Annotated in this window: 22 protein-coding genes; 15 read left to right on the top strand and 7 right to left on the bottom strand. The window is 67.0% G+C overall.

Translation table 11 applies throughout. The features are described from left to right. Nucleotides 1-23 precede the first annotated feature (23 nt). Together ACH4YL_RS22515 and ACH4YL_RS22520 are read right to left on the bottom strand one after the other, a co-directional pair. Nucleotides 24-755 carry a YidC/Oxa1 family membrane protein insertase gene (locus ACH4YL_RS22515; protein WP_398509193.1) on the bottom strand — a complete coding sequence of 244 codons (732 nt, stop codon included), beginning with the start codon at nucleotides 753-755 and terminating at the stop codon, nucleotides 24-26. A gap of 92 nt (nucleotides 756-847) precedes the next feature. Further along, entirely contained in the window at nucleotides 848-1,168 is a 321-nt protein-coding gene (locus tag ACH4YL_RS22520; protein WP_398509194.1) for a DUF6412 domain-containing protein, read from the bottom strand. A 179-nt stretch (nucleotides 1,169-1,347) separates the two neighbouring features. Here ACH4YL_RS22520 and ACH4YL_RS22525 point away from each other — a divergent pair, with 179 nt between their 5' ends. The 3 genes from ACH4YL_RS22525 (at nucleotide 1,348) to ACH4YL_RS22535 (ending at nucleotide 3,244) form a co-directional block, all read left to right on the top strand. Continuing rightward, nucleotides 1,348-1,935 (top strand): hypothetical protein, encoded by a 588-nt coding sequence (locus tag ACH4YL_RS22525; protein WP_398509195.1) that lies wholly within the window; start codon nucleotides 1,348-1,350, stop codon nucleotides 1,933-1,935. Nucleotides 1,936-2,018: 83 nt separating this feature from the next. Beyond that, nucleotides 2,019-2,543 carry a SigE family RNA polymerase sigma factor gene (locus ACH4YL_RS22530; protein ID WP_398509196.1) on the top strand — a complete coding sequence of 175 codons (525 nt, stop codon included), beginning with the start codon at nucleotides 2,019-2,021 and terminating at the stop codon, nucleotides 2,541-2,543. Continuing rightward, complete coding sequence (locus ACH4YL_RS22535; RefSeq protein ID WP_398509197.1) at nucleotides 2,540-3,244, top strand: hypothetical protein; 705 nt, start codon at nucleotides 2,540-2,542, stop codon at nucleotides 3,242-3,244. Before ACH4YL_RS22530 ends, ACH4YL_RS22535 begins: the two co-directional genes overlap by 4 nt. A 17-nt stretch (nucleotides 3,245-3,261) precedes the next feature. Here ACH4YL_RS22535 and ACH4YL_RS22540 read toward each other — a convergent pair whose 3' ends face one another. Beyond that, nucleotides 3,262-4,056 (bottom strand): class E sortase, encoded by a 795-nt coding sequence (locus ACH4YL_RS22540; protein ID WP_398509198.1) that lies wholly within the window; start codon nucleotides 4,054-4,056, stop codon nucleotides 3,262-3,264. Between the two features lie 103 nt (nucleotides 4,057-4,159). Between ACH4YL_RS22540 and ACH4YL_RS22545 the strand changes: the two genes are divergently transcribed. The 8 genes from ACH4YL_RS22545 to ACH4YL_RS22580 all read left to right on the top strand — a co-directional run bounded on the left by ACH4YL_RS22545 (nucleotide 4,160) and on the right by ACH4YL_RS22580 (nucleotide 15,742). Further along, nucleotides 4,160-5,176 (top strand): SEC-C metal-binding domain-containing protein, encoded by a 1,017-nt coding sequence (locus tag ACH4YL_RS22545; protein ID WP_398509199.1) that lies wholly within the window; start codon nucleotides 4,160-4,162, stop codon nucleotides 5,174-5,176. Nucleotides 5,177-5,411: 235 nt separating this feature from the next. After that, nucleotides 5,412-5,816 carry a very short patch repair endonuclease gene (locus tag ACH4YL_RS22550; protein ID WP_398509362.1) on the top strand — a complete coding sequence of 135 codons (405 nt, stop codon included), beginning with the start codon at nucleotides 5,412-5,414 and terminating at the stop codon, nucleotides 5,814-5,816. A 282-nt stretch (nucleotides 5,817-6,098) separates the two neighbouring features. Beyond that, a complete protein-coding gene (locus tag ACH4YL_RS22555; protein ID WP_398509200.1) occupies nucleotides 6,099-8,651 on the top strand; it encodes a Z1 domain-containing protein in 2,553 nt (850 codons plus the stop codon). Next, nucleotides 8,648-9,673 (top strand): PD-(D/E)XK motif protein, encoded by a 1,026-nt coding sequence (locus tag ACH4YL_RS22560; protein WP_398509201.1) that lies wholly within the window; start codon nucleotides 8,648-8,650, stop codon nucleotides 9,671-9,673. Before ACH4YL_RS22555 ends, ACH4YL_RS22560 begins: the two co-directional genes overlap by 4 nt. Continuing rightward, entirely contained in the window at nucleotides 9,670-11,643 is a 1,974-nt protein-coding gene (locus ACH4YL_RS22565) for a hypothetical protein (RefSeq protein WP_398509202.1), read from the top strand. The genes ACH4YL_RS22560 and ACH4YL_RS22565 overlap by 4 nt, the downstream gene beginning before the upstream one ends. Continuing rightward, complete coding sequence (locus ACH4YL_RS22570; RefSeq protein WP_398509203.1) at nucleotides 11,640-12,536, top strand: hypothetical protein; 897 nt, start codon at nucleotides 11,640-11,642, stop codon at nucleotides 12,534-12,536. The genes ACH4YL_RS22565 and ACH4YL_RS22570 overlap by 4 nt, the downstream gene beginning before the upstream one ends. Then, nucleotides 12,536-14,380 (top strand): DUF6339 family protein, encoded by a 1,845-nt coding sequence (locus ACH4YL_RS22575; RefSeq protein WP_398509204.1) that lies wholly within the window; start codon nucleotides 12,536-12,538, stop codon nucleotides 14,378-14,380. Before ACH4YL_RS22570 ends, ACH4YL_RS22575 begins: the two co-directional genes overlap by 1 nt. Nucleotides 14,381-14,389: 9 nt before the next feature. Continuing rightward, nucleotides 14,390-15,742, top strand: coding sequence for a DNA cytosine methyltransferase (locus ACH4YL_RS22580; RefSeq protein WP_398509205.1), 1,353 nt, complete (start codon nucleotides 14,390-14,392; stop codon nucleotides 15,740-15,742). A 52-nt stretch (nucleotides 15,743-15,794) separates the two neighbouring features. Here the strand turns inward: ACH4YL_RS22580 and ACH4YL_RS22585 are convergent, their stop codons facing one another. Beyond that, nucleotides 15,795-16,445, bottom strand: coding sequence for an ATP-binding protein (locus tag ACH4YL_RS22585; protein ID WP_398509363.1), 651 nt, complete (start codon nucleotides 16,443-16,445; stop codon nucleotides 15,795-15,797). Nucleotides 16,446-16,625: 180 nt separating this feature from the next. Between ACH4YL_RS22585 and ACH4YL_RS22590 the strand changes: the two genes are divergently transcribed. Continuing rightward, the gene (locus ACH4YL_RS22590; RefSeq protein WP_398509206.1) at nucleotides 16,626-17,474 is read left to right on the top strand and encodes a helix-turn-helix domain-containing protein; all 849 of its coding nucleotides are present in this window, start codon (nucleotides 16,626-16,628) and stop codon (nucleotides 17,472-17,474) included. Beyond that, nucleotides 17,471-17,668, top strand: a complete 198-nt coding sequence (locus ACH4YL_RS22595) for a DUF397 domain-containing protein (protein WP_398509207.1) — start codon at nucleotides 17,471-17,473, stop codon at nucleotides 17,666-17,668. Before ACH4YL_RS22590 ends, ACH4YL_RS22595 begins: the two co-directional genes overlap by 4 nt. A gap of 87 nt (nucleotides 17,669-17,755) precedes the next feature. On the opposite strand, the gene ACH4YL_RS22600 is transcribed toward ACH4YL_RS22595, so the two are convergent. The 3 genes from ACH4YL_RS22600 to ACH4YL_RS22610 are packed head-to-tail and all read right to left on the bottom strand — an operon-like array spanning nucleotide 17,756 to nucleotide 19,361. Then, nucleotides 17,756-18,607 (bottom strand): helix-turn-helix domain-containing protein, encoded by an 852-nt coding sequence (locus ACH4YL_RS22600; RefSeq protein WP_398509208.1) that lies wholly within the window; start codon nucleotides 18,605-18,607, stop codon nucleotides 17,756-17,758. Nucleotides 18,608-18,628: 21 nt separating this feature from the next. After that, a complete protein-coding gene (locus ACH4YL_RS22605; RefSeq protein ID WP_398509209.1) occupies nucleotides 18,629-19,147 on the bottom strand; it encodes a DUF6879 family protein in 519 nt (172 codons plus the stop codon). Further along, nucleotides 19,119-19,361 carry a hypothetical protein gene (locus ACH4YL_RS22610; protein ID WP_398509364.1) on the bottom strand — a complete coding sequence of 81 codons (243 nt, stop codon included), beginning with the start codon at nucleotides 19,359-19,361 and terminating at the stop codon, nucleotides 19,119-19,121. Before ACH4YL_RS22610 ends, ACH4YL_RS22605 begins: the two co-directional genes overlap by 29 nt. Before the next feature lie 343 nt (nucleotides 19,362-19,704). Between ACH4YL_RS22610 and ACH4YL_RS22615 the strand changes: the two genes are divergently transcribed. Further along, nucleotides 19,705-19,932: a hypothetical protein gene (locus tag ACH4YL_RS22615; protein ID WP_398509210.1), complete on the top strand. Its 228-nt coding sequence runs from the start codon at nucleotides 19,705-19,707 to the stop codon at nucleotides 19,930-19,932. Beyond that, the gene (locus tag ACH4YL_RS22620; RefSeq protein WP_398509211.1) at nucleotides 19,929-20,366 is read left to right on the top strand and encodes a glycine-rich domain-containing protein; all 438 of its coding nucleotides are present in this window, start codon (nucleotides 19,929-19,931) and stop codon (nucleotides 20,364-20,366) included. Before ACH4YL_RS22615 ends, ACH4YL_RS22620 begins: the two co-directional genes overlap by 4 nt. Nucleotides 20,367-20,412: the final 46 nt, after the last annotated feature.

The following is a 20,412-nucleotide window of genomic DNA, read 5'->3' on the forward strand; positions in this document are numbered from 1 at the left end:
GACCCCGTTCACAACCTGGACCGTTACCCGGCGGTAGCCAGCGCTCCGGCCACCAGCATGTCCCGGTACAGGACGACCCGCTCGACCGCGCTCCAGGTGGTGCTGGTGACCACATAGAGCGCGGCGGCGAGCGGCACCACGGCGACCGTGAAGAGCGTGGCGAAGGAGAGCAGCGGCATGATCTTCGTCATCGCACCCATCCCGGGCTGATCAAGCACCGGAGCGGCCGCCATCTGCCGCTTCGTACGCCGGAAGTTGAAGGTCGCCACGGCCGCGACGATCGCGAACAGCACGAGGTACACGGTCCCCGCCCCGCCGAAGACCCCGCCGTCCGCGAGCGCGTCGTGCCAGCGGCCGCCGAGGGGCGCGTCGAAGAGCGTGTGGCTGAGCAGACCGTTCGGCTCGCCGCCGATCCGGCCGCTGGAGAACAGGTGGTACATCAGGAAGAACGCCGGCAGCTGGAGCAGGCTCGGCAGGATGCCGGACAGCGGCGACACCTTCTCCTTGGCGTGCAGCTCGACGAGCGCCTTCTTGAGCCGGTCGGGGTTCTTGCCGTGCTTCTTGCGCAGCTCGGCGATCTGCGGCGAGAGCCGGGCCTTGGCCTTCTGGCCGCGGGCGGCCGCGCGGGAGAGGGGATGGACGGCGAGCCGTACGAGCGCGGTGAAGACGACGATCGCGGCGGCGGTGGCGGATGCGTGGAAGAGCGGCTGGAGCAGGTCGGCGAGGTGCGCGACCAGGTTTGCGAAAACGGACATGGGTGAGCCCTCCGGGGGTCTCGTCGTGCCGGGGATTCAGAGATGTCGGCATGACGACCCGCGAGGGGACGTGCGTACGAAAGTGAGCGCCCCTACGCGGCCGTCAGGAGGGCACGCCCGGGCGCTCGGGGCCTGGTCCGCCCCTTGGCGTCGGGATCGCGCTGCGGCAGGAACGCGGTGCGCTGCTCGCGGTCGCGGATGGCGGTACGGATGCGGGTGCGCGGCACGGCGGGCGCGCAGCGCGCGCTGATGACGGCGCAGACGACGAGCGCGGAACCGGCCGCGGCGGTGGCGGTCGCGGTGAGCGCGACGGCGGCGGAGGCGGCGGTGCCGTCGACGAGCAGGACGTCGACGAGGAGAAGCAGGAGCAGCGCGGCGGGCCGGAACAACGGCCGTGCCAACCGACCGATCATGCCCCGCCCTCCTTCCGCTCGCTCTCGTGCAACGGCTGCACCCGTACACCCGTTATACACGCCCCTCGCCGAAAGAAATCTCCGGTACATGTCATCCAGACACTGCCCTTCCGGAGTTGTTACGAGTGGAGAGGCGCCCTCCTCCATGTTCATTTCAGTCCGCAAGGAGATGTCGTTCCATGACACGGATGACGAAGTACGTGGCAGCAGCGGCGGCCGTGGCCGCGCTTGTTGGGGCGCCGACCATCGCGCACGCAACCGGATCCTCCGGATCCGCGTCCGGGTCCTTCGTGGCCCCGACCGGCGCGCGCGCCGCCGCAGCCGCGCCCAAGGCGTCCCACCCGTCACCAACGGGGGTACAGGTGGTAGCGCCTGGGCAGCGGGTGCCGGCGGCACCCGGTGTGGAGCTGTGGCTGACGAAGCAGGGCAAGCACTGGTCGACGCCCGAGCAGCCCGACCAGTTCCGCAGCGTCGTCGACGGCAACCTCGACATGAGCAAGCCGGGCGTCAGCCTGCAGGCCGAACCGGTGGACGACTTCTACTTCCTCTCCGGCGTCTGGTACGGCTCCCGTAAGGCGGCCCGTGTCGTCGTCGAAACCGAGAAGGGCAAGGTCACCGCGGAGATGGTGACGCTGAAGGGCCGGCCGGGCTGGGGCGCCTGGTACGCGTCCAGTCCGCTCCCCGACTCCGGGAGCCAAAGCTTCCTGCGCAGCGTCACTCTCTTTGACGCGAAGGGCCGCCAGCTGGCCAAGCACGAGCTCAACTAGCCAACACCCGCAGACGGTGGGGGGCCCGCCACCGCACGAGTCCCCCACCGCCCCGCCGTCCCACGCCGAAGGAATCGCCAGCAGTGAAGCAGGAGAGCCATGGTGAGTTCGCCGAGTTCGCCGCCGTGGCCTGGCCTCGTCTGGTGCGCACCGCCACCTTGCTCACCGGTGACTTCCACGAGGCGGAGGATCTCGTACAGACCACGCTGGCGAAGGTGTACCACCACTTCCGGCGGGTGCCGCGCGACGAGATCGACGTGTACGTACGCAGGGCGCTGATCAACAACAACATCAGCCGGGTCCGCAAGAAGCGTGTCGCGCACCTGCTGATGCCCTTCCTGCCCGAGACCGCGCACCGCACGCACGGCGGCCACGCCGAATCCGTGGAACGCCGGACCGCGGTACTCCAGGCGCTGTCGACCCTGCCGCCCCGCCAGCGCGCCGTCGTCGTGCTGCGCTACTGGGAGGACATGAGCGAACAGGACATCGCCAGAGTCCTGAACTGCTCGCCGGGCACGGTCAAGACCCATGCGCGGCGCGCGTTACAGGCTCTCCGTTCGCATCCTCTGCTCGCCGAGGACACGTCCCAATCCGGAGCACACCCATGACTTCCCGTTCCGACTCCGACACGGAACGCCTGCGGGAGGTGTTCGCCGACACCGTCCGGGACATCACGCCGTCCCCGCTCCCGCTGACCTCGATCGCACGGGCGGCCCGTACCCGCCGTCGCCGCCAGGCAGCGGGCCTGGCGGTCTGCGGCGCACTGCTGCTGCTCGCGCCGTTCGCCGCCACGACCTTCGACTTCACTTCGTCGTCCGAACGCGTCGTGGTCCCACCCGCCGCCACGCACACACCGACCCTCCGCCCCTCGCCACCGCCGCCTCCTTCGGCGTCACCGCTGCGTGTGGTGAAGCCGGGCCAGCGGGTGCAGACCGGGCCGGGCGCGGAGCTGTGGCTGACGAAGGACGGCAAGTACTGGTCGACGCCGGAGCAGCCCGACCAGTTCCGCAGCGTCGTCGACGGCAATCTCGACACCAGCGACCCCGGGATCAGCATGCAGTCGGAGTCGCAGAACGGGCGCCACGTCATGACGGGCGTGTACTACGGCACCCGCGACGTGGGACGCGTCGAGATCACCACGGCGACGGGCCCGCTCGTCGCCACCGTCGTCACGCTGACGGGCCGGCCCGGCTGGGGAGCCTGGTACGCCACGGCGCAGTCGCCCGACCCGAACGACGAGAAGTTCCTCCGCATGATCACGCTGTACGACAGGTCGGGCAAGAAGCTCGCGGATCTCCCGCAGTACTAAGGGGCTTCGACGGGACCTCAACGGGGCTTCATTGAGGCGAGCTTGGCCCACACCACCAGGCGGTACCTGGAGCTGTACTCCGGCGTACACGTGGTCAGGGTCAGGTAGTAGCCGGGCTCGCTGTATCCGGCGGAGGGCTTCACGAGGCTGCGCGGCACGGGCGCGATGACTCCGGTGTCGCGGGCGGAGGTCTGTGGAACGCCTTTGTCGACCTCGTACAGATAGACCCCGTCCCGCGTTTCCACCGTCACCTCATCACCGGCCCGCAGCCGGTTGATGTACCTGAAGGGCTCGCCGTGGGTGTTGCGATGCCCGGCGACGGCGAAGTTCCCGGCCTGCCCGGGTTGGGCGGTCTGCGGATAATGCCCTATATATCCCTTATCAAGAACGCCCTTCTTGCCGATCCCCTGAGCCACGGGAGCGACGACGCCGAGGCGGGGTATGCGCAGGACGGCGTACGCCTGATCCCAGCGAGGCGGTTCGGGCTGCCGCGCGGTGCCGCTCGGCCCAGCTCGCTCGTCCCTGGGCTCGCTCTCCTCAGCCTCCTCAGCGACCGCGGACGGCTCGACGTCCGGCTGCTCCACCGGCGCGCTGCCGCCCGGCTCGACCCACTCCCGCTCAAGGGCCTGCACCTTGCGCTCGGCACCCTCGCGGGCCTGCCGGTTGGTCCACCACAGTTGATGTACGACGAGGAGGAGTACGACGACCCCGATGGTGACGACGGCCTCGGCGGAGACCCACAGCCCATGGGCGACCCGGCCCCTCACCCGCGCCCGACGCCCCTGCACCACGACCGGTATCCGCTCACGCACGCGCGCAGGTTAGGCCCTTGCTCCACAACTCACCAGGGGAAGCCGCCCGCCATCTCAAGGCACCCAGCCCTCTTAGTTGCCGTACAGCAGTACGGTGTCCACCATGCGCCCCGACACGCCTGCCGATCACATCGCCGAAGCCGAGCGTCTGCTGCGTACAGCCGAGCGGTACCCCGAAGACGACGAGCAGCTGCTGCTCCAAGCCGCGGCCCACCTCGAACTGGCCGGCGACCGCGAAGGCGCCTCCACGCTCTACGACCGCCTGCTGTCGGCCGACCCCGATCACCCGCTGCTGATCAAGGCCCTCCAGGCGTCGAACCTCTGGGAGTACGGCCACGAGGCGGAGGCCCGCGCCCTGATCAACGGCATCCGCACCGCGGCGCCAGCGGACCCGGCGCCGTGGGAGATCATCGCGGAGACCCTGGAGTCCCACGACGAGCTCGAGGCGTCCCACGACTCGTTCACGACGGCGATCACCCTGCTCCTCACCCCGGACGACGACGAGGTCCCGTACGCCACCCAGTCGCTCCTCACGGGCCGCCACCGCGTCCGCCGCATGCTGGGCCGCCCGCACGACGAATGGGACGCCCTCGCCGACAAGATCCACTCGTCCCACTCGGACATCACGCTCGACGAACTCCACGACCCCAAACGCCTCTGGGCCCTCGGCTCCAACAACCCGGCCGAACTCCAAGCCGAAATCGCCCGCCTCCGCTCGGAGTTGGGCTCGTACCGCTCGGCCCTCTCCCGCCCGTTCCCGGTCGCGGTCCTCCACTGGCCGGAGCCTGAACTGACGGAACTGCTGGCGGCGTACCCCGAGTTGGAATCCGAGTACCCGACGCACCGCGCGCACCTGACGGACATCGAGGCGTCGCTCCGTGACCTGTCGTCCACGGGCACAGAGAACCTGGGCATCGTGACGGCCACGGTCCCGTCGTACGAGGCCTTCGCGGCCTCGGAACAGTCGTCCCCGTCGAACGCGGACCTGCTGCCGCAGTACGCGACGACGCTGGCGGCGAGGGGAAGGGCGGTGGCGTGGCCGCCGGCGAAGGGGGCGGGGTGTTGGTGCGGGTCGGGGGTGGCGTACAGGGATTGCCACGGGGGGCCGGTTCAGGGGTAATCCCCTCCACCGGGGTGGCGGATCCGTTCCCCAGGGCGGGGCGATCAGGATCGGCAAGGTGCATTGCTGTGACCGAGCGCCGAGAATGACGTACATGGTTCGGTCCACGGCAGTGGGGGCAACGGCTCGCTCAGACAGCGTCCGGGGACACAAAGCGGCGCTTCTGCGCCAGGCCCGCCGGCACAATGCCCAGGTGCCTGATGCCGTCCCTTCCTCCGCTGCCGTCTCGGCCCGTATGAGCCGCCAGGTTTCGCGTGACACGGCCCCCGAAGTCGCCGTGCGCAAGCTCCTCCACGCGGCAGGCCACCGCTATCGCGTGAACGTTCCGGTCCCCGGCATGCGGCGACGCACGATCGACATCGTCTTCGGGCGAGCCAAGATCGCCGTGTTCATGGACGGCTGCTTCTGGCACGGGTGCCCCCAGCACGCGACCCAGCCGAAGGCCAATGCCGAGTGGTGGCGCGAAAAGCTGGACAAGAACATGGCGCGCGACCTTGAGACGACGGAACACCTCGAGGCGCAGGGATGGACGGTCCTCCGGTTCTGGGAGCACGAAACCCCGGAAACCGTCGCCCGCGCAGTGGCTGAGGCACGCAAGGACGCCACTCGGCTGGATGCCCCTTCGAAGAGGAAGCCCTAGCGTCTGGGAGCCCCACTCCCGCCGTTCGGTCCTCCCCGACCACGTGCCGGATCGGCCGGCGCAGGTCCCCTCCGCCACGGATCACACATCCTGTCGCGGAGGGACAGCCGATCGTGACGTCGTTTCTCTCACCAGCACCCATGTCACCCAATAGTGTGTACGCATTACATATGAGGGGTGTGCCGGGGCCCAGCTCGCATGCGTCGTTCACGGAGCAGTTCGGGGCGATGGCATGGCTCTGCGGAAGCCGGCCTGGGCGAGGGCGGGAGACGGTCGACTTCCATGACCGAAGAATTCGACGACATGTACGGGACGTTCAAGGCGCTCTTGGACTCGTTTCCCCCCACCGAGGCGGTCAAGCGGCTGGAGCGCCTCGGTATCAGCCCGGAAATCATCCAGCAGATCCGTGGACAGCACGAGCAGCACACCATACGGATCAAAGAGCTGGAGGAACCACACGCAGTCGTACTGGGCAACCGTGACACGTGGTACACGGGTCCGCAGGCCAAGGACAAGTGCTGGCCCGCGATCGTCGATCTGCTGCACAAGGACGGGTGGCCTCAAGAGCCTGCAATCAGGAGCCTTGACGATTCCTCCACCCGCGTCGTCTCGCTGCTCAATCACCCGAAGGAGAAGAAGTTCTCCACTCGAGGCCTCGTCGTCGGATACGTGCAGTCCGGCAAGACGACCAACTTCACCTCGGTCATGGCAAAGGCGGCGGACCGCGGCTACAAGCTGTTCATTGTCCTGGCCGGCATCCACAACGGCCTCCGTCGCCAGACTCAGGCCCGGCTGGTGCAGCAGCTCGTGGAGCCGAATCCCGCGTCGTGGTCCCAGCTGACCGGACTCGACAAAGACTTCACCCCGACGGAGAACCCGGCCTCATACTTCGGGAGGAACAACAGGACGCATGTGCTGTGCGTGGTGAAGAAGAACGCCACAGTGCTCCGGAAGCTGGCTCGATGGCTCGAGAAGGCGTCCGACTACCTCGGCGACTGCCCTGCGCTGATCATCGACGACGAGGCAGACCAGGCCACCGTGGCGACGAAGTCGATCAATCCGTTGATCCTGAGCATCATGAGCCATCTGCCGAGGTCCGCCTACATCGGATACACGGCCTCTCCGTTCGCGAACCTGCTGATCGACCCGAGCGCCAAGGACCTGTACCCCAAGGACTTCGTCGTCAACCTGCCCAAACCCGCAGGGCACTTCGGCACGGAGGTCCTCTTCGGGCGCTACGCCCTCGATGGTGAGGACCCGGAGCAGGTGGACGACGGGTACGACATGATCCGGTCGGTGCCCGAGGACGACGTGTCCGCCGTGCGCCCCGATACGCGGGCTGACATCGAGGGCTTCGAACCCGTCATCACCGACACCCTTCGCAGGGCGGTCGAGTACTTCTGGCTGGTCACGGCCGCCCGACGCGTGCGTGGCGTCAGCAACCCGCACAACACGATGCTGATCCACACCAGCGTCAACACCGCGGTGCACAACAGCTTCAAGAGGCCTTTGGAGCATCTGCGCAACCGGTCCGCGGGGTCTCTGGAAGACGCCGCCTTCCTCTCCCGGTTGCGGGGCCTGTGGGAAAACGAGACCGACCGTGTCCCGGCCGAGGACTTCGGTGAGACGAAGGTGCCGTTCGAGCAACTGGTGCCCGAACTGCCGCGAGTCCTGGAGAGTTGTCGCGTCATCATGGACAACTCCAGCAGCGAGGACCGCCTCGACTACGAGAACGGTCCGGTCGTGGCAATCGCCGTGGGCGGCAACACCCTCTCCCGGGGTCTGACGCTCGAAGGCCTGTCGGTCAGCTATTTCGTCCGCGCTGTCTCGGCGTACGACACGCTTCTGCAGATGGGCCGTTGGTTCGGCTTCCGGAACGGCTACGCCGACCTTCCTCGGATCTGGATGACGGACGAGCTGGCCGAGTGGTTCCGGCACCTGGCCACGGTCGAGACCGAGATGCGCCGGGACATCGACATCTACATGACCGAGGACGAGACACCCCTCACCTTCGCTGTACGCCTGCGAACACACCCCGCCCTGCGTGTGACCGCGGCTGCCAAGATGCGCGACGCCGTCACAGCGGCATCGTCCTACGGCGGCAACCGGGTCCAGACCCACTACTTCCACACCAACGCCGACTGGCTTCGCGGCAACATCGACGCCGCACGCGCGCTGGTCGATGCCTCAGTCGCGAACGCGGTCAGGGTGGAGGAGCGCTCCGCGGAAGGGCGGTACGTCTTCCGCGACGTCCCGCACGACGTGGTGACCGAATTCCTGTCGAGGTACAAATTCCACGAGAAGTCCCCCGAGAACGACGCGGACCTGATCATCGAATACATCCGGAAACGCATCGCCACAGCAGGCTCGCTGCGCAGGTGGAACGTGGCAATCGTCGGCAACCCCAAGGAAGACACCTTCACCTTTGCCCGCGGTGTGAGCGTCGGGCGGAACAACCGCGCACGCCTCGATCTCTCCAATGCCGCCCCCGACTTCGCAGACATCAAGACGCTGATGAGCCGTCGCGACGCCGCGGTGGACCTGGCCGGGGACACGTCGAGGCTGAAGGAAAAAGAAATCATGGAAGAGCGTCGGAAGCAGCTTCCCGACACCGGCCTGCTGGTCCTGTACCCGATCGACAAGGTTTCCGAGCCGAGCCCCTCGAAGAAGCTGCGTGCCCCCTTGAACGCGGAGGAACACGTGATCGGCGTCGGCCTGGTCTTCCCCGCGCCGCTGCACAGTGACAGCACGGTGGAGAGTTACATCTCCGCGGACCTCTCCAACGTCCGGATCGAGGAAGAGGACTTCAGCCTCCTCGACGGTGAGGACGCATGAACGACGAGGAACTGCGCAGCCTCGTCGAGGAACAGTGGACCGCGCTGGAGGCCGAGCAGACCACGGGGGAACGTCGCCTGCGCGTCGCCGAGCTGACTGTTGTCACTGATCGCGGGCCGTTGGCGGTGGCCGTCGACCACGACGGGCACCGCCACGTACTGGTGCCGATAGATACGCACCGCAAGATCCGCCCGGGCCTGGACGGACCAGTCCTCCGGCTGCGCAAGCGGCCGCTGGAGGACGCAGAGACATATCAGACCTACGCCGATCTGGCCTGCCTGCGCGACGACCTCAGCGATCTGTTCACAGAGCTGTGCGTGGACGTGCTGGGCGCGGCCGCTGAGCTTCCCAAAGACCCCGTCAAGGCCCTCTATCTTGTCCTGGACCGGTGGAAGGCGCTCTTTCGAACGCAGGGAACTCCACTGGGGCCCGAGCAACTCGCCGGACTCTTCGGCGAATTGACTGTGCTGAACAGGCTACTCAAGCAGGATCCGAGCGCGCACCGGCTCTGGCGCGGTCCTGAGGGCTACCGCCACGACTTCTCGGCCGCGACCAACGCCATAGAGGTGAAGGCGAGCACCAACAGCGAAGGACGACGGCCACGGATTCATGGCCTCGACCAACTCGAAGCACCCGAGAGCGGGATGCTCTGCCTGGCCTGGTTCCGCCTGCATCGCACAGGCGTGAAAGGTGCCGGTACCGCATTCACGGAAGTGGTCGAGCAGGCGCTTCGGCTGTGTGACGACGAGGGCGCGTTTCTCGAGCTGCTCGCGCAATCCGGATACCGCCTCTCTGATGCCGACTGCTACCACGACGTGCGCTTCGCGATCGATGAAGAACGGTGGTATCGGGTCGACGCGGACTTCCCAGGACTGACGGGCCGGGCGCTCGTCGAGGCTGGTGTTCCGGTGTCGGTACTGGACGTCGAGTACACCATCGACCTTTCCGGTGAGACTCCCACTCCCCTCACGGTCACCGAGTTGTCCCAGCTGATTGACGGCCTGATTCAGGAGTCCGCGTGACGGAGCCCCGTTGGTTCTCCCAGCCCTATCCGCCGGAAGGCGCAAGCGCCGCCGAGGGCATCCGCAATCAGCTCGGACGCCCCGAACTCGACCTGCTCACCATCCTGGTGCGCGAGTCGGCCCAGAACAGCTGGGACGCACGCCTCCTGACGTCCTCCGCTCCGGTCGACTACAACATCAACATGTGGACGGTCGGCCCGGCGCACGCCGTCGCGTGGCGAGAGCTGCTGCTCGACGGCGCACCCGTGGGCACCGACAAGTTCCCGCTGCGCGAATCGCTCAAGCGAGGCCCTGTCCGAGTCCTGGCCATCTCCGACCGCGGCACCCGAGGGCTCGGAGGACCCACTCGCGCCGACGACGCAGTGGGTCCCGACCGTGATTTTGTGTCGTTCATCCGCAACATAGGCGAGCCCCGCGACACCGCGCTGGGCGGCGGCACCTACGGCTTCGGCAAAGGCATCTTCTACTTGCTGTCCAAGTCCGGGTCCGTCCTTGTGCACTCCCGCTGCCGCACCGCGCAGGGCCGCCACGAGACAAGGCTCATCGGCTGCACGCTCTGGAAGAGTTACGTGGCAAACGAGCCCGGAGGCGACCGCCGCTACACCGGTCGACACTGGTGGGGCGACACCTCGGGACACGTCGTCGAACCCCTGGTCGGCACGGAGGCGGAGGCCACGGCTCAGCGCTTGGGCCTCCCACCCTTCAAGCCCGAGGAGACCGGGACGACCATCGTCGTCATCGATCCCAACATGGACGAGCTCGAGCCTGCCGAGGTGGCCGGCTACCTGGCCGAGACGATCACTTGGCACCTCTGGCCCAAGATGATCACTACGGGCGGCACGCCTCCCGCCATGCGCTTCTCCGTCACCTGCGACGGCATCGACCACCCCGTGCCGGATCCACGGGAGACCCGCCCTCTCAAGATGTTCGTCGCCGCCTACGAGACGATGACCGGCTCGGAAGGTAGAGATCTGGAATGTAGAAAACCCAAACGGCATCTCGGGCGGCTCGGTCTGGTGAAGCGAATCATGCCGCCCCTGGAGCCGACCCGCGCCTCACGCATGCTCGACATCGAGGACGTCATCCATCACGTGTGTCTGATGCGACCAGCCGAACTCGTCGTCACCTACCGTCCGGGGCCGAAGCCGCCGAGCACGAACCAGGGTTACGCCGGCGTCTTCCGGGCCGATGAGGAAATGGACGAGACATACGCCAAGGCTGAGCCACCCACACACGACGCCTGGAATCCGCAGTCGCTGGAGAGGCCCGAGAGCACCTTCGTTCAGACGACCTTCACCCGCATCGGCGAAGCGTTGGACGGGCTGCTCTCGCTCGGCGGGGTCACCCGTCCGGGCGCGAGCAATGTCGCGCTGGGCGCGGCCAGTTCGATGTTCTCCGGCCTGGTGGGGGGAGCCTGGGGGATCGGCGGAGCCACCGCCTACTCCAAGCCGGGCAGCACGGCCACCCGTGCCTCGAAGCAGGAGGTTGAGGAAGTCAGCGTGCCCCGTCAGCCCTCGGGTCGGGCGGTGCCGACCGAGGCACCGTCAGGTACGGAACTATCCGCCGGCCCGGGCGGCTTCGGTGAGTCATTCGCCGATGCGCCAGGGAGCGGTGGGACCAACACGGTGCGCCGTCGTCCGCGTGTGCAGTACGTCGACGAGCCGTACTACGACGATCGCGGCGACGACACGGTGCTCGTCCAGAAGTTCCGACTACCCGTGGCGGGCCCACAGCGGGTCCGGATCGACCTGGCCGTCACGCTTCCCGGCAGCGGTGGGCGCGAGATCGATCCCCCCATCGGGGCCAGCATGCCCGTGCTGCTGGGCTGGGAGGACGACGAGGGTCGCTTGCACGCCGCCGAGGCATGCGTCATCGAGGGCGGCGAGCATGTCTGGCGGGCTCTCGTGCGCCCGGCCCCGGACACCATGACCGAGATCGGCATCAAGGTCGAGGCGGTGAGCGGCCGATGACGCGGCGCGTACTCCCCTATCGCGTCCCGTCGGAGGACGTTGTCGTCGCCGAGTCGTGGTTGCTCGTGAGCCAGGACGGCGAAATCCCCATGCCCGAGGCGTTGCCCGACTGGGACTACCAGATGGACTTGCAGCTGCGCAGGACCGTCCGAGTCGATCTCGATCGTGCGCGATCGCAGTCGGGCCTGCCGGCCGACACGGCGCTTACGCTCGCCGTGGTGTGGACGGCCACGGGTTCCAACCTCAGCGGGCCGGCGGAACACGCGCGCCTGACCGACAGCGGCACGATCACGGCGGAATTCGACGTCGTCCTGCGCGGTGCCGACCTCGGCGGTCTGCTCCTCCTCGACACTGCCCTCGTCCTGGCCGAGCGCCGGACCGACGCCCGCCCCTCCTCGCCCCGTCGGGCTGGCTCCGTACTGTGGAGCGACCGAGAGTCACTGCGCCTCCAGGGCGACGCGCCCCAGTTCCCCATGGCGGTGATCGACTTCGCCCGGACGTCCTTCGCCGATGACGCCGCCTGGCACCTCCAGATAAGCGGTGGTCTGGAGAGCGCCACCATGGGGTCCCTGCTCCTGCTCGTCAACGAGCGGAACACGATCACCGCCACCGCATTCGAGAATGCGGGAAGGCCACGGCCGGTGGATCGCATAGTCCTCTCCGCGGTGTACGCCGACGCCGCCCGAATCATGATCGAGCACGGGCTCGGCAACGACGACTTCGCCGAGGACGCCGACTTCCCCGACGGCTCACTGGGCGCCACGCTGTTGAGCCTGTTCGACCAGCTCTTCCCGGGACAAGCCATTACGGACATCCGCATGCGACAACGACAGATGCCCGCCTTGTTCGCCTCGGATCTGCAGGCGGCGGTCAAGATCTTCGAGGTGTCGTGATGAGCTTCCTCTACCCCCGACTGCTCGCCGAACAGGCCGGACCGCTCTTCGCCGACTACCGGCACCGGACCATCGCCCACCTCACCGGTCAAGTGGCCTTCACCCATGAGTCGTCCGTGTACGTGGCCACGGGCGGTGACCGCGTATCCGCCGCTCAGCTCGAGGAATTGCGCGCAGCCGTCCTCGAACTCGCTGTGCGTGCTGGCTTCCCGGACGACTCCGACCGCGCACGCAACGCCGATTTCGACCTCGAGCTGGCCGCTCTGATGCACGCCGAGATGGGCTTGGTGCCCGCCGAGGCCGCCTCCCGGGACGTCTGGGCCTTCCTCGCGCTGGTCCTGCTCCCGGACGTCGCCTTCTGGCGCTACCCCCAGCCGCCGAAGGACCGGGTTCTCGGCACGGACCTCACCCGGCACGTCTTCGGCCGGCTTTGGTGGCGGGCTCAGCTTGTCCGTTCCCCCGGCGTCTCGGAGCCGTACGGAGCTCTCAAGATCCTTGGCGAGGCGGCATTCGATCAGATCTACGCACGGCGAGCCGCGCTCGGGGGAAGCCCGCACATGGTTCGAGCCATCCTCCGAATCTGGAACGACCTCGATCTGGCGGGCCTGAACGAGCGCGAGACCCTCCGCGACTTCCTCAAGCGGCTGCTCCGGCTCGCCCCGTTCGTGCTCTTCGACGGAATCGAGGAGCACGCCCTGGATGATGAACTGCGCGCGGTCGCCCAGGAGTCCGTCGATGCGCAGCGCCACCCTTCCACGCCTGCCGGGGACAGCATCCTGCGAACGGGGCAACACGTGCCCCGGAACGACCATGCCCTCGTTCGATCCGCGACCGCGTCGCCGAAGAAGGAGCTACCCATTCCTCAGCCTGTTCCGGCTGCCTCGGTCGATCCCCGCCGATTCCGATCGGTGGAGATCTGCGCCGGGGCGGGAGCACAGGCTTTGGGTCTGGAGCTTGCCGGATTCGACCCCGTGCTCCTCATCGACAGCAAGGCCGACGCCTGCTTCACGATCGACCTAAACAGGCCGGAGTGGGATGTGGTCTGCATGGACGTCTCGCACTTCCATCCATCCATGCGTCCGGACACCCTGGGCGTCGATCTCCTCAGCGGGGGACTCCCTCGCGTGAAGTCCTCGGCAACCGTCGGTCGAACCGAGGACACAGAGGAAAGAGGCGTCCTCAGGGCGGCGATCGGCATGGCACGCGACATGCTGCCGAAAGCCGTGCTTCTGGAAAACGTCCCGGACCTGGTCGAGAACCCCGACTTCGACATTGACCGCTCGTGGATCGAAACCGAACTCCGCAATGCGGGCTACCAAACGAGCTGGCGAATCCTCAATGCCGCGGACTTCGGCGTGCCGCAGAATCGCAGCAGCGGCTTTCTGATCGCACTCCAAGCCCCGTACTTCTCCCGGTTCTCGTGGCCCGAGCAGGACAGTCTGCCGCCTCCCACGGTCGGTCAGGTACTCGGCCCCTCCATGTCCGCACACGGCTGGACCGGCGCAGAACGCTGGATCAAGGGAGCCGACCGAATCGCGCCCGCACTTGTCGGAGGCTCCGACCGTCGTGGTGGTGCCGATCTCGGTCCCACTGGCAGCAAGAAGGCGTGGGCTTCGCTCGGTGTGAACGGCAACAGCCTCGGCGACGCCCCACCAGACGCGGACTTCCCCGCGGACGGCCTGCCAAAGCTGACCGTCGACCAGACCGCGTTGATCCAGGCGATACCCATGGATTGGCACTTCGCCGGTGGCAAGACCTCCCGATACCGGCAGATCGGCCACGCGATGCCGCCGCCTCTCGCGGCAGCCGTCGGACGGGCAATCGCAGCAGCTCTCCGAGGCTAGGATCACCACATGCACCCGCTCCGCCCCCTCGACCCCGAGCCCATCACCGTCGTTGACCTGTTCAGTGGCTGCGGCGGCTTCACCCAGGGGTTTCACGAGTTCCGCCCAGAGGGGGCACAGGACGACGCACCGGTCTTCCACAGCATCGCCGCCGTCGAGCACAACGCCGCTGCGGCCGCCACGTACGCCGTGAACTTCGGCAGCGGCCGGGCGGACAAGTGCCTTCCGCCGGCCCGAGTCCACTTCGGCGACATTGAGAAGTGGGAACCCACGCCGGACGCTCTCCATGCGGACGTGGTGGTCGGGGGACCTCCCTGCCAGGGCTTTTCGGCATTGAACCGATCGAAGAAGGGCAGCGAGCGTAATCGACTGTGGGAGGAATACGTCCGCATCGTCGCGAAGATTCGCCCCAAGATCTTCGTCATCGAGAACGTCGACCGCTTCCTCAAGTCGGACGAGTTCCGCAACCTGCTCAACCAGGTGGAAGAGGGAGGTCTGCTGGCCGACTACCGGCTCGTAGATCCTCCCGGCCTCGAACCGACCGACACGGACGAGGAGAGGAACAAGCGCTACCTCCTCAACGCGGCCAACTACGGCGCGGTCCAGGCGCGGCGGCGAACCATCGTCATCGGGGTTCGCCGCGACCTCGACAACGGCCGGACGATGGTGTACCCCAGCGCGACGCATGTCCGACGTCCGAAGCGCAGTAGTGGCGTCCCGCCTCAGCCGCTCGACGGCGTCGACATGGGACCCACGTACTGGCAAGCAGTGGACAGCGTGTTCGACGAGTCGTCCCGCCTCAAGATCCGAGGGACCGAACTTCCGGACGGCAAGGATCACATTGCCGAGGTGGACGCCGTCGTGCCCGGCGTATTCACGACACCTGATCTCCACTTCGGCCGCAATCCGGAGCCCCTCTCAAGGGCTCGCTACCGCGCCATCCCCCCGGGCGGGAACCGCAAGGACCTACGCGACAAGTGGTACACAGTGGATGATTACGGCACGGTCCACATCTTCGACACTCCGCACCCTTCGGGGGTCAGGACATCGGTCGAATATCTCTCGACCGCGAGTTGGGACAAGCACAACACCGGTACCGGCGACGTCATGGGCAGGCTCCGCCTGGGCGAGCCCTCGGTCACCATCCGAACCGAGTTCTTCAAGCCCGAGAAGGGCCGGTACCTCCACCCGACTGACGCCCGCCCAATCACCCACTACGAGGCAGCCCGCATCCAGGGCTTCCCCCTCGACTTCCGGTGGTGCGGCTCGAAGACCGACATCGCCATGCAGATCGGCAATGCGGTGCCCATCCCCCTCGGGAAGGCCATTGCCTCGGCGATCCACTCCTACCTGCGCACCTGATCAAGGCGGCGCCCGAACGCTGTGAGGTCGGTCGTTCCGCGGAGCTTCCGGGTCACAGATCGACGATACTCAGCCCCTGAGCCTCGAAGTGCATCTGCGCTCGGTCCAAGGCATCGTCCGGATCGCATCCGTGAGCTCGAAGCCAGTGAAGGACGTCAGTGATGAGGTCGATCGCCGCCTCCTCAGCGACGGCCACGCTGAGGCGCCCCGAGCCGGACGGCCGTGGGTGACTGGCCGTGCAGTAGAGCGAGAGGTACTCCTCGGCATGCGCCACTCGCGGGCTGTCAGTGTGGCCGTTCGGTCTGGTGAGATTTGTGGCCAGCTCGCACCACACCACCTTGGAGTCCGCCCGAAGAATCACGCCCCACCGGTCGGTGACCGCGTCGACAAGTGTCATCCCACGGCCTGACTCCGCCTCGCGCTCCGGGCTGAGCAGGGTGGGCAGTGCCCGCGTGTCCGGGTCGTGCATTTCGATGCGGAGGTGTGTGCCACTCATGGAAACAGCGAGCGTGGCGGGTGTACCGGCGCCCACGTGGCGGATGACGTTCGAGGTCAGCTCGGTGACGCAGATCTGAGCCGGCTCGACCAGTTCCGGGAGACCCCACAGGGTCAGGTGCAGCCTCAAGATCCTGCGCAGGCCGGTGACTTCGCTCGGTTCGGCGGAAAAGGGCAGCTCCCAGGGCTTCCGCTTGACGCATTCCATGTCGTGGATCACTGGCATCAACCTCCCATGCGTTGCGTGACCATCGGTCACTCCCAGTGAAAGAGTTGCAGTGCACTTCCCGTCGTGCAACGTGCACGACGGGAATCCCCCCATCGGGTGATTGGCCTTTCGCGGTGCTTCCGGTGGGATGGAACATCCGCTACAGCACAAGGAGTTGGGATGGCTGGCTCTCCCACCGCTCGCCGCCGTCGGTTGGCGATCGAGCTCAAGAAGCTCCGCGAGGACCATGACTTCACCTGCGTTCACGTGGGCAAGGAGCTGGACTGGAGTAGCTCCAAGGTCAATCGCATGGAGACCGGCCAGGGCCGTGTTCAGCCGTCCGACGTGGATGCCCTGTGTCGCTTCTACGGGACCTCGGACGAACTCCGCGAACTCCTGAAGTCATTGGCCAAGGAGTCGAAGACGAAGGGGTGGTGGCACGCTCACGGAGACGCCATTCCGGCGTGGTTCTCCGTGTACGTGGGACTCGAGCAGGCCGCTTCAACTCTCCGTAGCTACCAAGGGGAGTTCGTGCCTGGGCTGTTGCAGACTCCCGAGTACGCGACCGAACTTTGCCGGGTGTCCGCTGACCAGACCCATGAGGAGATCCAGCGCCTCGTCGACGTACGCATGAGGCGGCAGGAGCTGCTGACGGACGCAAGCCCGCCCGACCTCTGGGCGGTGATCCATCAGAGTGCGCTCATGCACACCATTGGCAGCCGCCGGGTGATGGCCACGCAGCTCGAACGTATGCTGGAAGTGGCGAAGTTGAGGAATGTAACTGTGCAAGTGCTTCCCTTCGACGCCGGCGCTTATCCGGTGACCGGGACATACACCATCCTCGGCTTCCCTGAGCAGGAGGACCCCGACGTGGTCTATCGAGAAGGGCTGACCGACTCGGTCTACCTGGAACAGCACACGGATGTGCACCTCTACACGAAGGCGTTCGATCATCTCCGGGCTCTGGCACTGAGCCCACAGAGATCGGTCGCACTGATCCGGAAGACCCTGGAGGAACACTCCCGATGACCCGGCCCTCGGACCTCACGTGGAGCAAGAGCAGTTACAGCAACGGCACAGGTGGCGAGTGCGTCGAGGTCGCCACGTCCGCAGTGGACATCGCCGTGCGGGACTCCAAGGTTCCGCACGGTGCGCGGCTGGGCCTCCGACCGGCCGCCTGGGGGGAATTCGTGGTTGCCGTGCGCGAAGGACGCCTCAGCTAGGGCGTCGACCGCGCGGGTGGTTCTAGCTGCGCCGGGTCGGCAGCGGTTGCCACTCGATCTGGCGCCGCGGGGCAAAGTCGGGTCCCGCTACTCGAGGGCTTCTATCGCCTTCACGATCAGCGCCCGTGCCGCCGCTCCGTACACCGCCTGCTGGTGCAGCCGTCCGAACGCCTTGAGGTACTGGGCCACTTCATCAGGCGCTGTGATCTTCACGGACGCCGAAAGCGGCTCGTGGTCCACCCGTTTGTCGTCGAAGACCGTGAACGACTCGATGGCCCACATGGCGCGTTCAACCGTGGTGGGGATGACTCCCAGCGACACGGACGGCAGGTCCATTGCGGAAAGCAGTGAGCCCAGTTGGCCGGCCATCACGCCCGCATCCCCGAGGCGATGGCGGAGGACCGTTTCCTCAATGACTATCGCGAAGCGGTGATCCCCTTCCCGGACAACGCGCGAGCGATCCATGCGCGCTGTGACGGCGTCGGCCACATCGTCCGGGAGGCCGCGGAACGTGGCGATGGCTCGCAGCAGCGCCATGGCGTAGCCGGGCGTCTGCAGGAAGCCTGGCACCACGTTGGAGCAGTAGACCTTGAAATGCTTGGTCTCCTTGTACAGCGGAACATTGGCCTGCTGGAGCCGTCTGAGTCCGGTGCGCTGGAGCCGCCTCCACTGGACGTACATGGAGTCTGCCTGGCGGTTGGCCGCGATGAGGTCCGGTGCCTGGCCTTCGGCCTGGCAGGCGCGGCACCACAGCCGGATGTCCTGGTCCGAGGGTGCGGTGCGTGCGTTCTCGATGCGGGAGGACTTCGCTTCGCTCCACCCGCACCGGGAGGCGAGCTCTCGTTTTGTGATCCCCGCGTCCAGCCGGATCTCGCGAAGCCGTGCGGCGAGCGCTTCGCGCGCGGCCTGCGCGCTGGACGACGGGGATGTGGGAGGCATGGCTTGTCTGTGGCGCTCTTCCTAGTGGATCTCGTACCGCTCGTGCGGGATGGCTCGCTCCCAGACGCGTTCGAAGCCGGACGCGCAGAGCTCCACGAGCCTCGGATCGTCGAGGATCTCATCCTCCACTGAGTCACCGTCGCCGGAGAAGTGATGGATCCGAATCATCGTGTCGTCGAACACCCAGAAGTCGTTGCCCGGCAGCAGCAGATCCGATGCACGCCGCCGCGAGAGCCAGCGCACCTGCTCGCCTGCGACCACGTTGGCGTGAGTGACGTAGTGCTCCCAGCGGATGTACTCGGTCACCGGTTCCGAGACGACGCGAGCCCTCCGGATCGTCATCCCACGAGCCACTGCATCGCTGATCTTCTGGTGGAAGGGGCTCCACCACGAATCGCGATCGTTCCAGTCGACGCGCTGTCCCTGCCGCCACGCCTCGAAGCGGGGGTTGCTGTAGTACGTGTCCCGCATCTCCAGGTGGACAGCCGAGCTCTTTGCGCCTGCCAGCAGGTCATCGAACGTCGGAGCGTTCGACGGCATCGCATGCCTCCCTCATGATGTGCACCATGCGCGCGGGAATCCGCACAACGGTCTCGTAGTCGGGAAGCGGACCGGTCTTCCGGACTTGGTCTTCCAGCGCTTCGCTCGCCTTCCAGCCCTGGATGACGAACTCCTCAGCTTCGTCGTCGACCCAAACCCTGGGGCAGTGATCGCTGTCAGTGTCGGGGTCAATGCCGATGAAACGTAATGCCATTGCGGCCTCCAGCGCCCTCACGCCTACACGGACTTGCACCACAGTCGACTGATCGAGAGAACTCGTCAAGGGCACGAATCAGCTACTGAGCTCGTGAAGTAAGTCAAGTGCAAGTCTCTGCAAGTTCATAGAGAGAGCAGAACCGCGGTCCCTACCGTCGGCATCGAAACCCAGCGCCGAAGAGGGGCCGAGTCGTGATGACGATCAAGGTGTACCGATTGGAGGGGACCTCGCGCCGACGGCGGGAGATCCGACGAGTGACGGTCCCAAACGGCGACCCCGAACGCATCCCGGATTCCCTCGCGCTCCCGCCGTGCGACTGCCGTCGTTGCACGGCCGCCCGGTGACCGCGCCCCCGTCCTCCGAGCGCGAACTCCCCGCCGCCGCCGACCTCTCCTGGGAGCAGTACGCCGGCCGCGCCTGCGTCTGGTGCGACCAGCCCCTGACGACCGGCGCACGCAGCGTCGGCACCGCCCGCGGGCGGATCGGTGCCCACGTCCTCGACATCGAGGTGTACGCGGGTCCGTGCTGTCCGCAACCCACCACAACCCAACCGAGGAGCACCTCATGACCGCTTTAGCAACCGACCAGATCACCGGCCGCTGGCTCGTCGACGCCGACCTCTTCGAACGACTCGTCACCTTCCTCGAGTTCGAGGAAGACATGGACCGGCCCCAGGCCGAACGCGTCATGGACCAGGCCCTCGCCTTCGTCGACATGGCCGGACACCGCACCGACGCACCGCTGTCCCCGTCACGGAAGGTCGACCCCGGCTGGCACGCCTTCATCCTGCACAGCCGCGAGTACGCCGACTTCTGCCATCGCCGGTTCGGTGCGTTCCTGCACCACAACCCGCTGAAGGGCCAACGCCTGCGCGACGGCGCCGCCATCAAGCGCACCGTCCAAGCCATCGAAGACATGGGCTACGCCGTCGACCACGACCTGTGGGGCACCGCCGCGGAATGCAACCCGCCGACCTGCTGCGGCGACGGCGACGGCTGCTGACCGATCCCCCGGCGCGGCCGTCGAGCGAGACGGCCGCGCCTCACCA

The sequence above is a fragment of the Streptomyces sp. NPDC020681 genome (assembly GCF_044334895.1).
GTDB lineage: Bacteria > Actinomycetota > Actinomycetes > Streptomycetales > Streptomycetaceae > Streptomyces.

Coding starts and splice junctions, on each gene's coding strand:
- ACH4YL_RS22575 (WP_398509204.1), top strand. CDS start 12,536: ATGAGCTTCCTCTACCCCCGACTGCTCGCCGAACAGGCCGGACCGCTC.
- ACH4YL_RS22555 (WP_398509200.1), top strand. CDS start 6,099: ATGACCGAAGAATTCGACGACATGTACGGGACGTTCAAGGCGCTCTTG.
- ACH4YL_RS22570 (WP_398509203.1), top strand. CDS start 11,640: ATGACGCGGCGCGTACTCCCCTATCGCGTCCCGTCGGAGGACGTTGTC.
- ACH4YL_RS22515 (WP_398509193.1), bottom strand. CDS start 755: ATGTCCGTTTTCGCAAACCTGGTCGCGCACCTCGCCGACCTGCTCCAG.
- ACH4YL_RS22535 (WP_398509197.1), top strand. CDS start 2,540: ATGACTTCCCGTTCCGACTCCGACACGGAACGCCTGCGGGAGGTGTTC.
- ACH4YL_RS22585 (WP_398509363.1), bottom strand. CDS start 16,445: ATGGAATGCGTCAAGCGGAAGCCCTGGGAGCTGCCCTTTTCCGCCGAA.
- ACH4YL_RS22595 (WP_398509207.1), top strand. CDS start 17,471: ATGACCCGGCCCTCGGACCTCACGTGGAGCAAGAGCAGTTACAGCAAC.
- ACH4YL_RS22580 (WP_398509205.1), top strand. CDS start 14,390: ATGCACCCGCTCCGCCCCCTCGACCCCGAGCCCATCACCGTCGTTGAC.
- ACH4YL_RS22520 (WP_398509194.1), bottom strand. CDS start 1,168: ATGATCGGTCGGTTGGCACGGCCGTTGTTCCGGCCCGCCGCGCTGCTC.
- ACH4YL_RS22610 (WP_398509364.1), bottom strand. CDS start 19,361: ATGGCATTACGTTTCATCGGCATTGACCCCGACACTGACAGCGATCAC.
- ACH4YL_RS22525 (WP_398509195.1), top strand. CDS start 1,348: ATGACACGGATGACGAAGTACGTGGCAGCAGCGGCGGCCGTGGCCGCG.
- ACH4YL_RS22620 (WP_398509211.1), top strand. CDS start 19,929: ATGACCGCTTTAGCAACCGACCAGATCACCGGCCGCTGGCTCGTCGAC.
- ACH4YL_RS22550 (WP_398509362.1), top strand. CDS start 5,412: ATGAGCCGCCAGGTTTCGCGTGACACGGCCCCCGAAGTCGCCGTGCGC.
- ACH4YL_RS22600 (WP_398509208.1), bottom strand. CDS start 18,607: ATGCCTCCCACATCCCCGTCGTCCAGCGCGCAGGCCGCGCGCGAAGCG.
- ACH4YL_RS22545 (WP_398509199.1), top strand. CDS start 4,160: ATGCGCCCCGACACGCCTGCCGATCACATCGCCGAAGCCGAGCGTCTG.
- ACH4YL_RS22560 (WP_398509201.1), top strand. CDS start 8,648: ATGAACGACGAGGAACTGCGCAGCCTCGTCGAGGAACAGTGGACCGCG.
- ACH4YL_RS22605 (WP_398509209.1), bottom strand. CDS start 19,147: ATGCCGTCGAACGCTCCGACGTTCGATGACCTGCTGGCAGGCGCAAAG.
- ACH4YL_RS22590 (WP_398509206.1), top strand. CDS start 16,626: ATGGCTGGCTCTCCCACCGCTCGCCGCCGTCGGTTGGCGATCGAGCTC.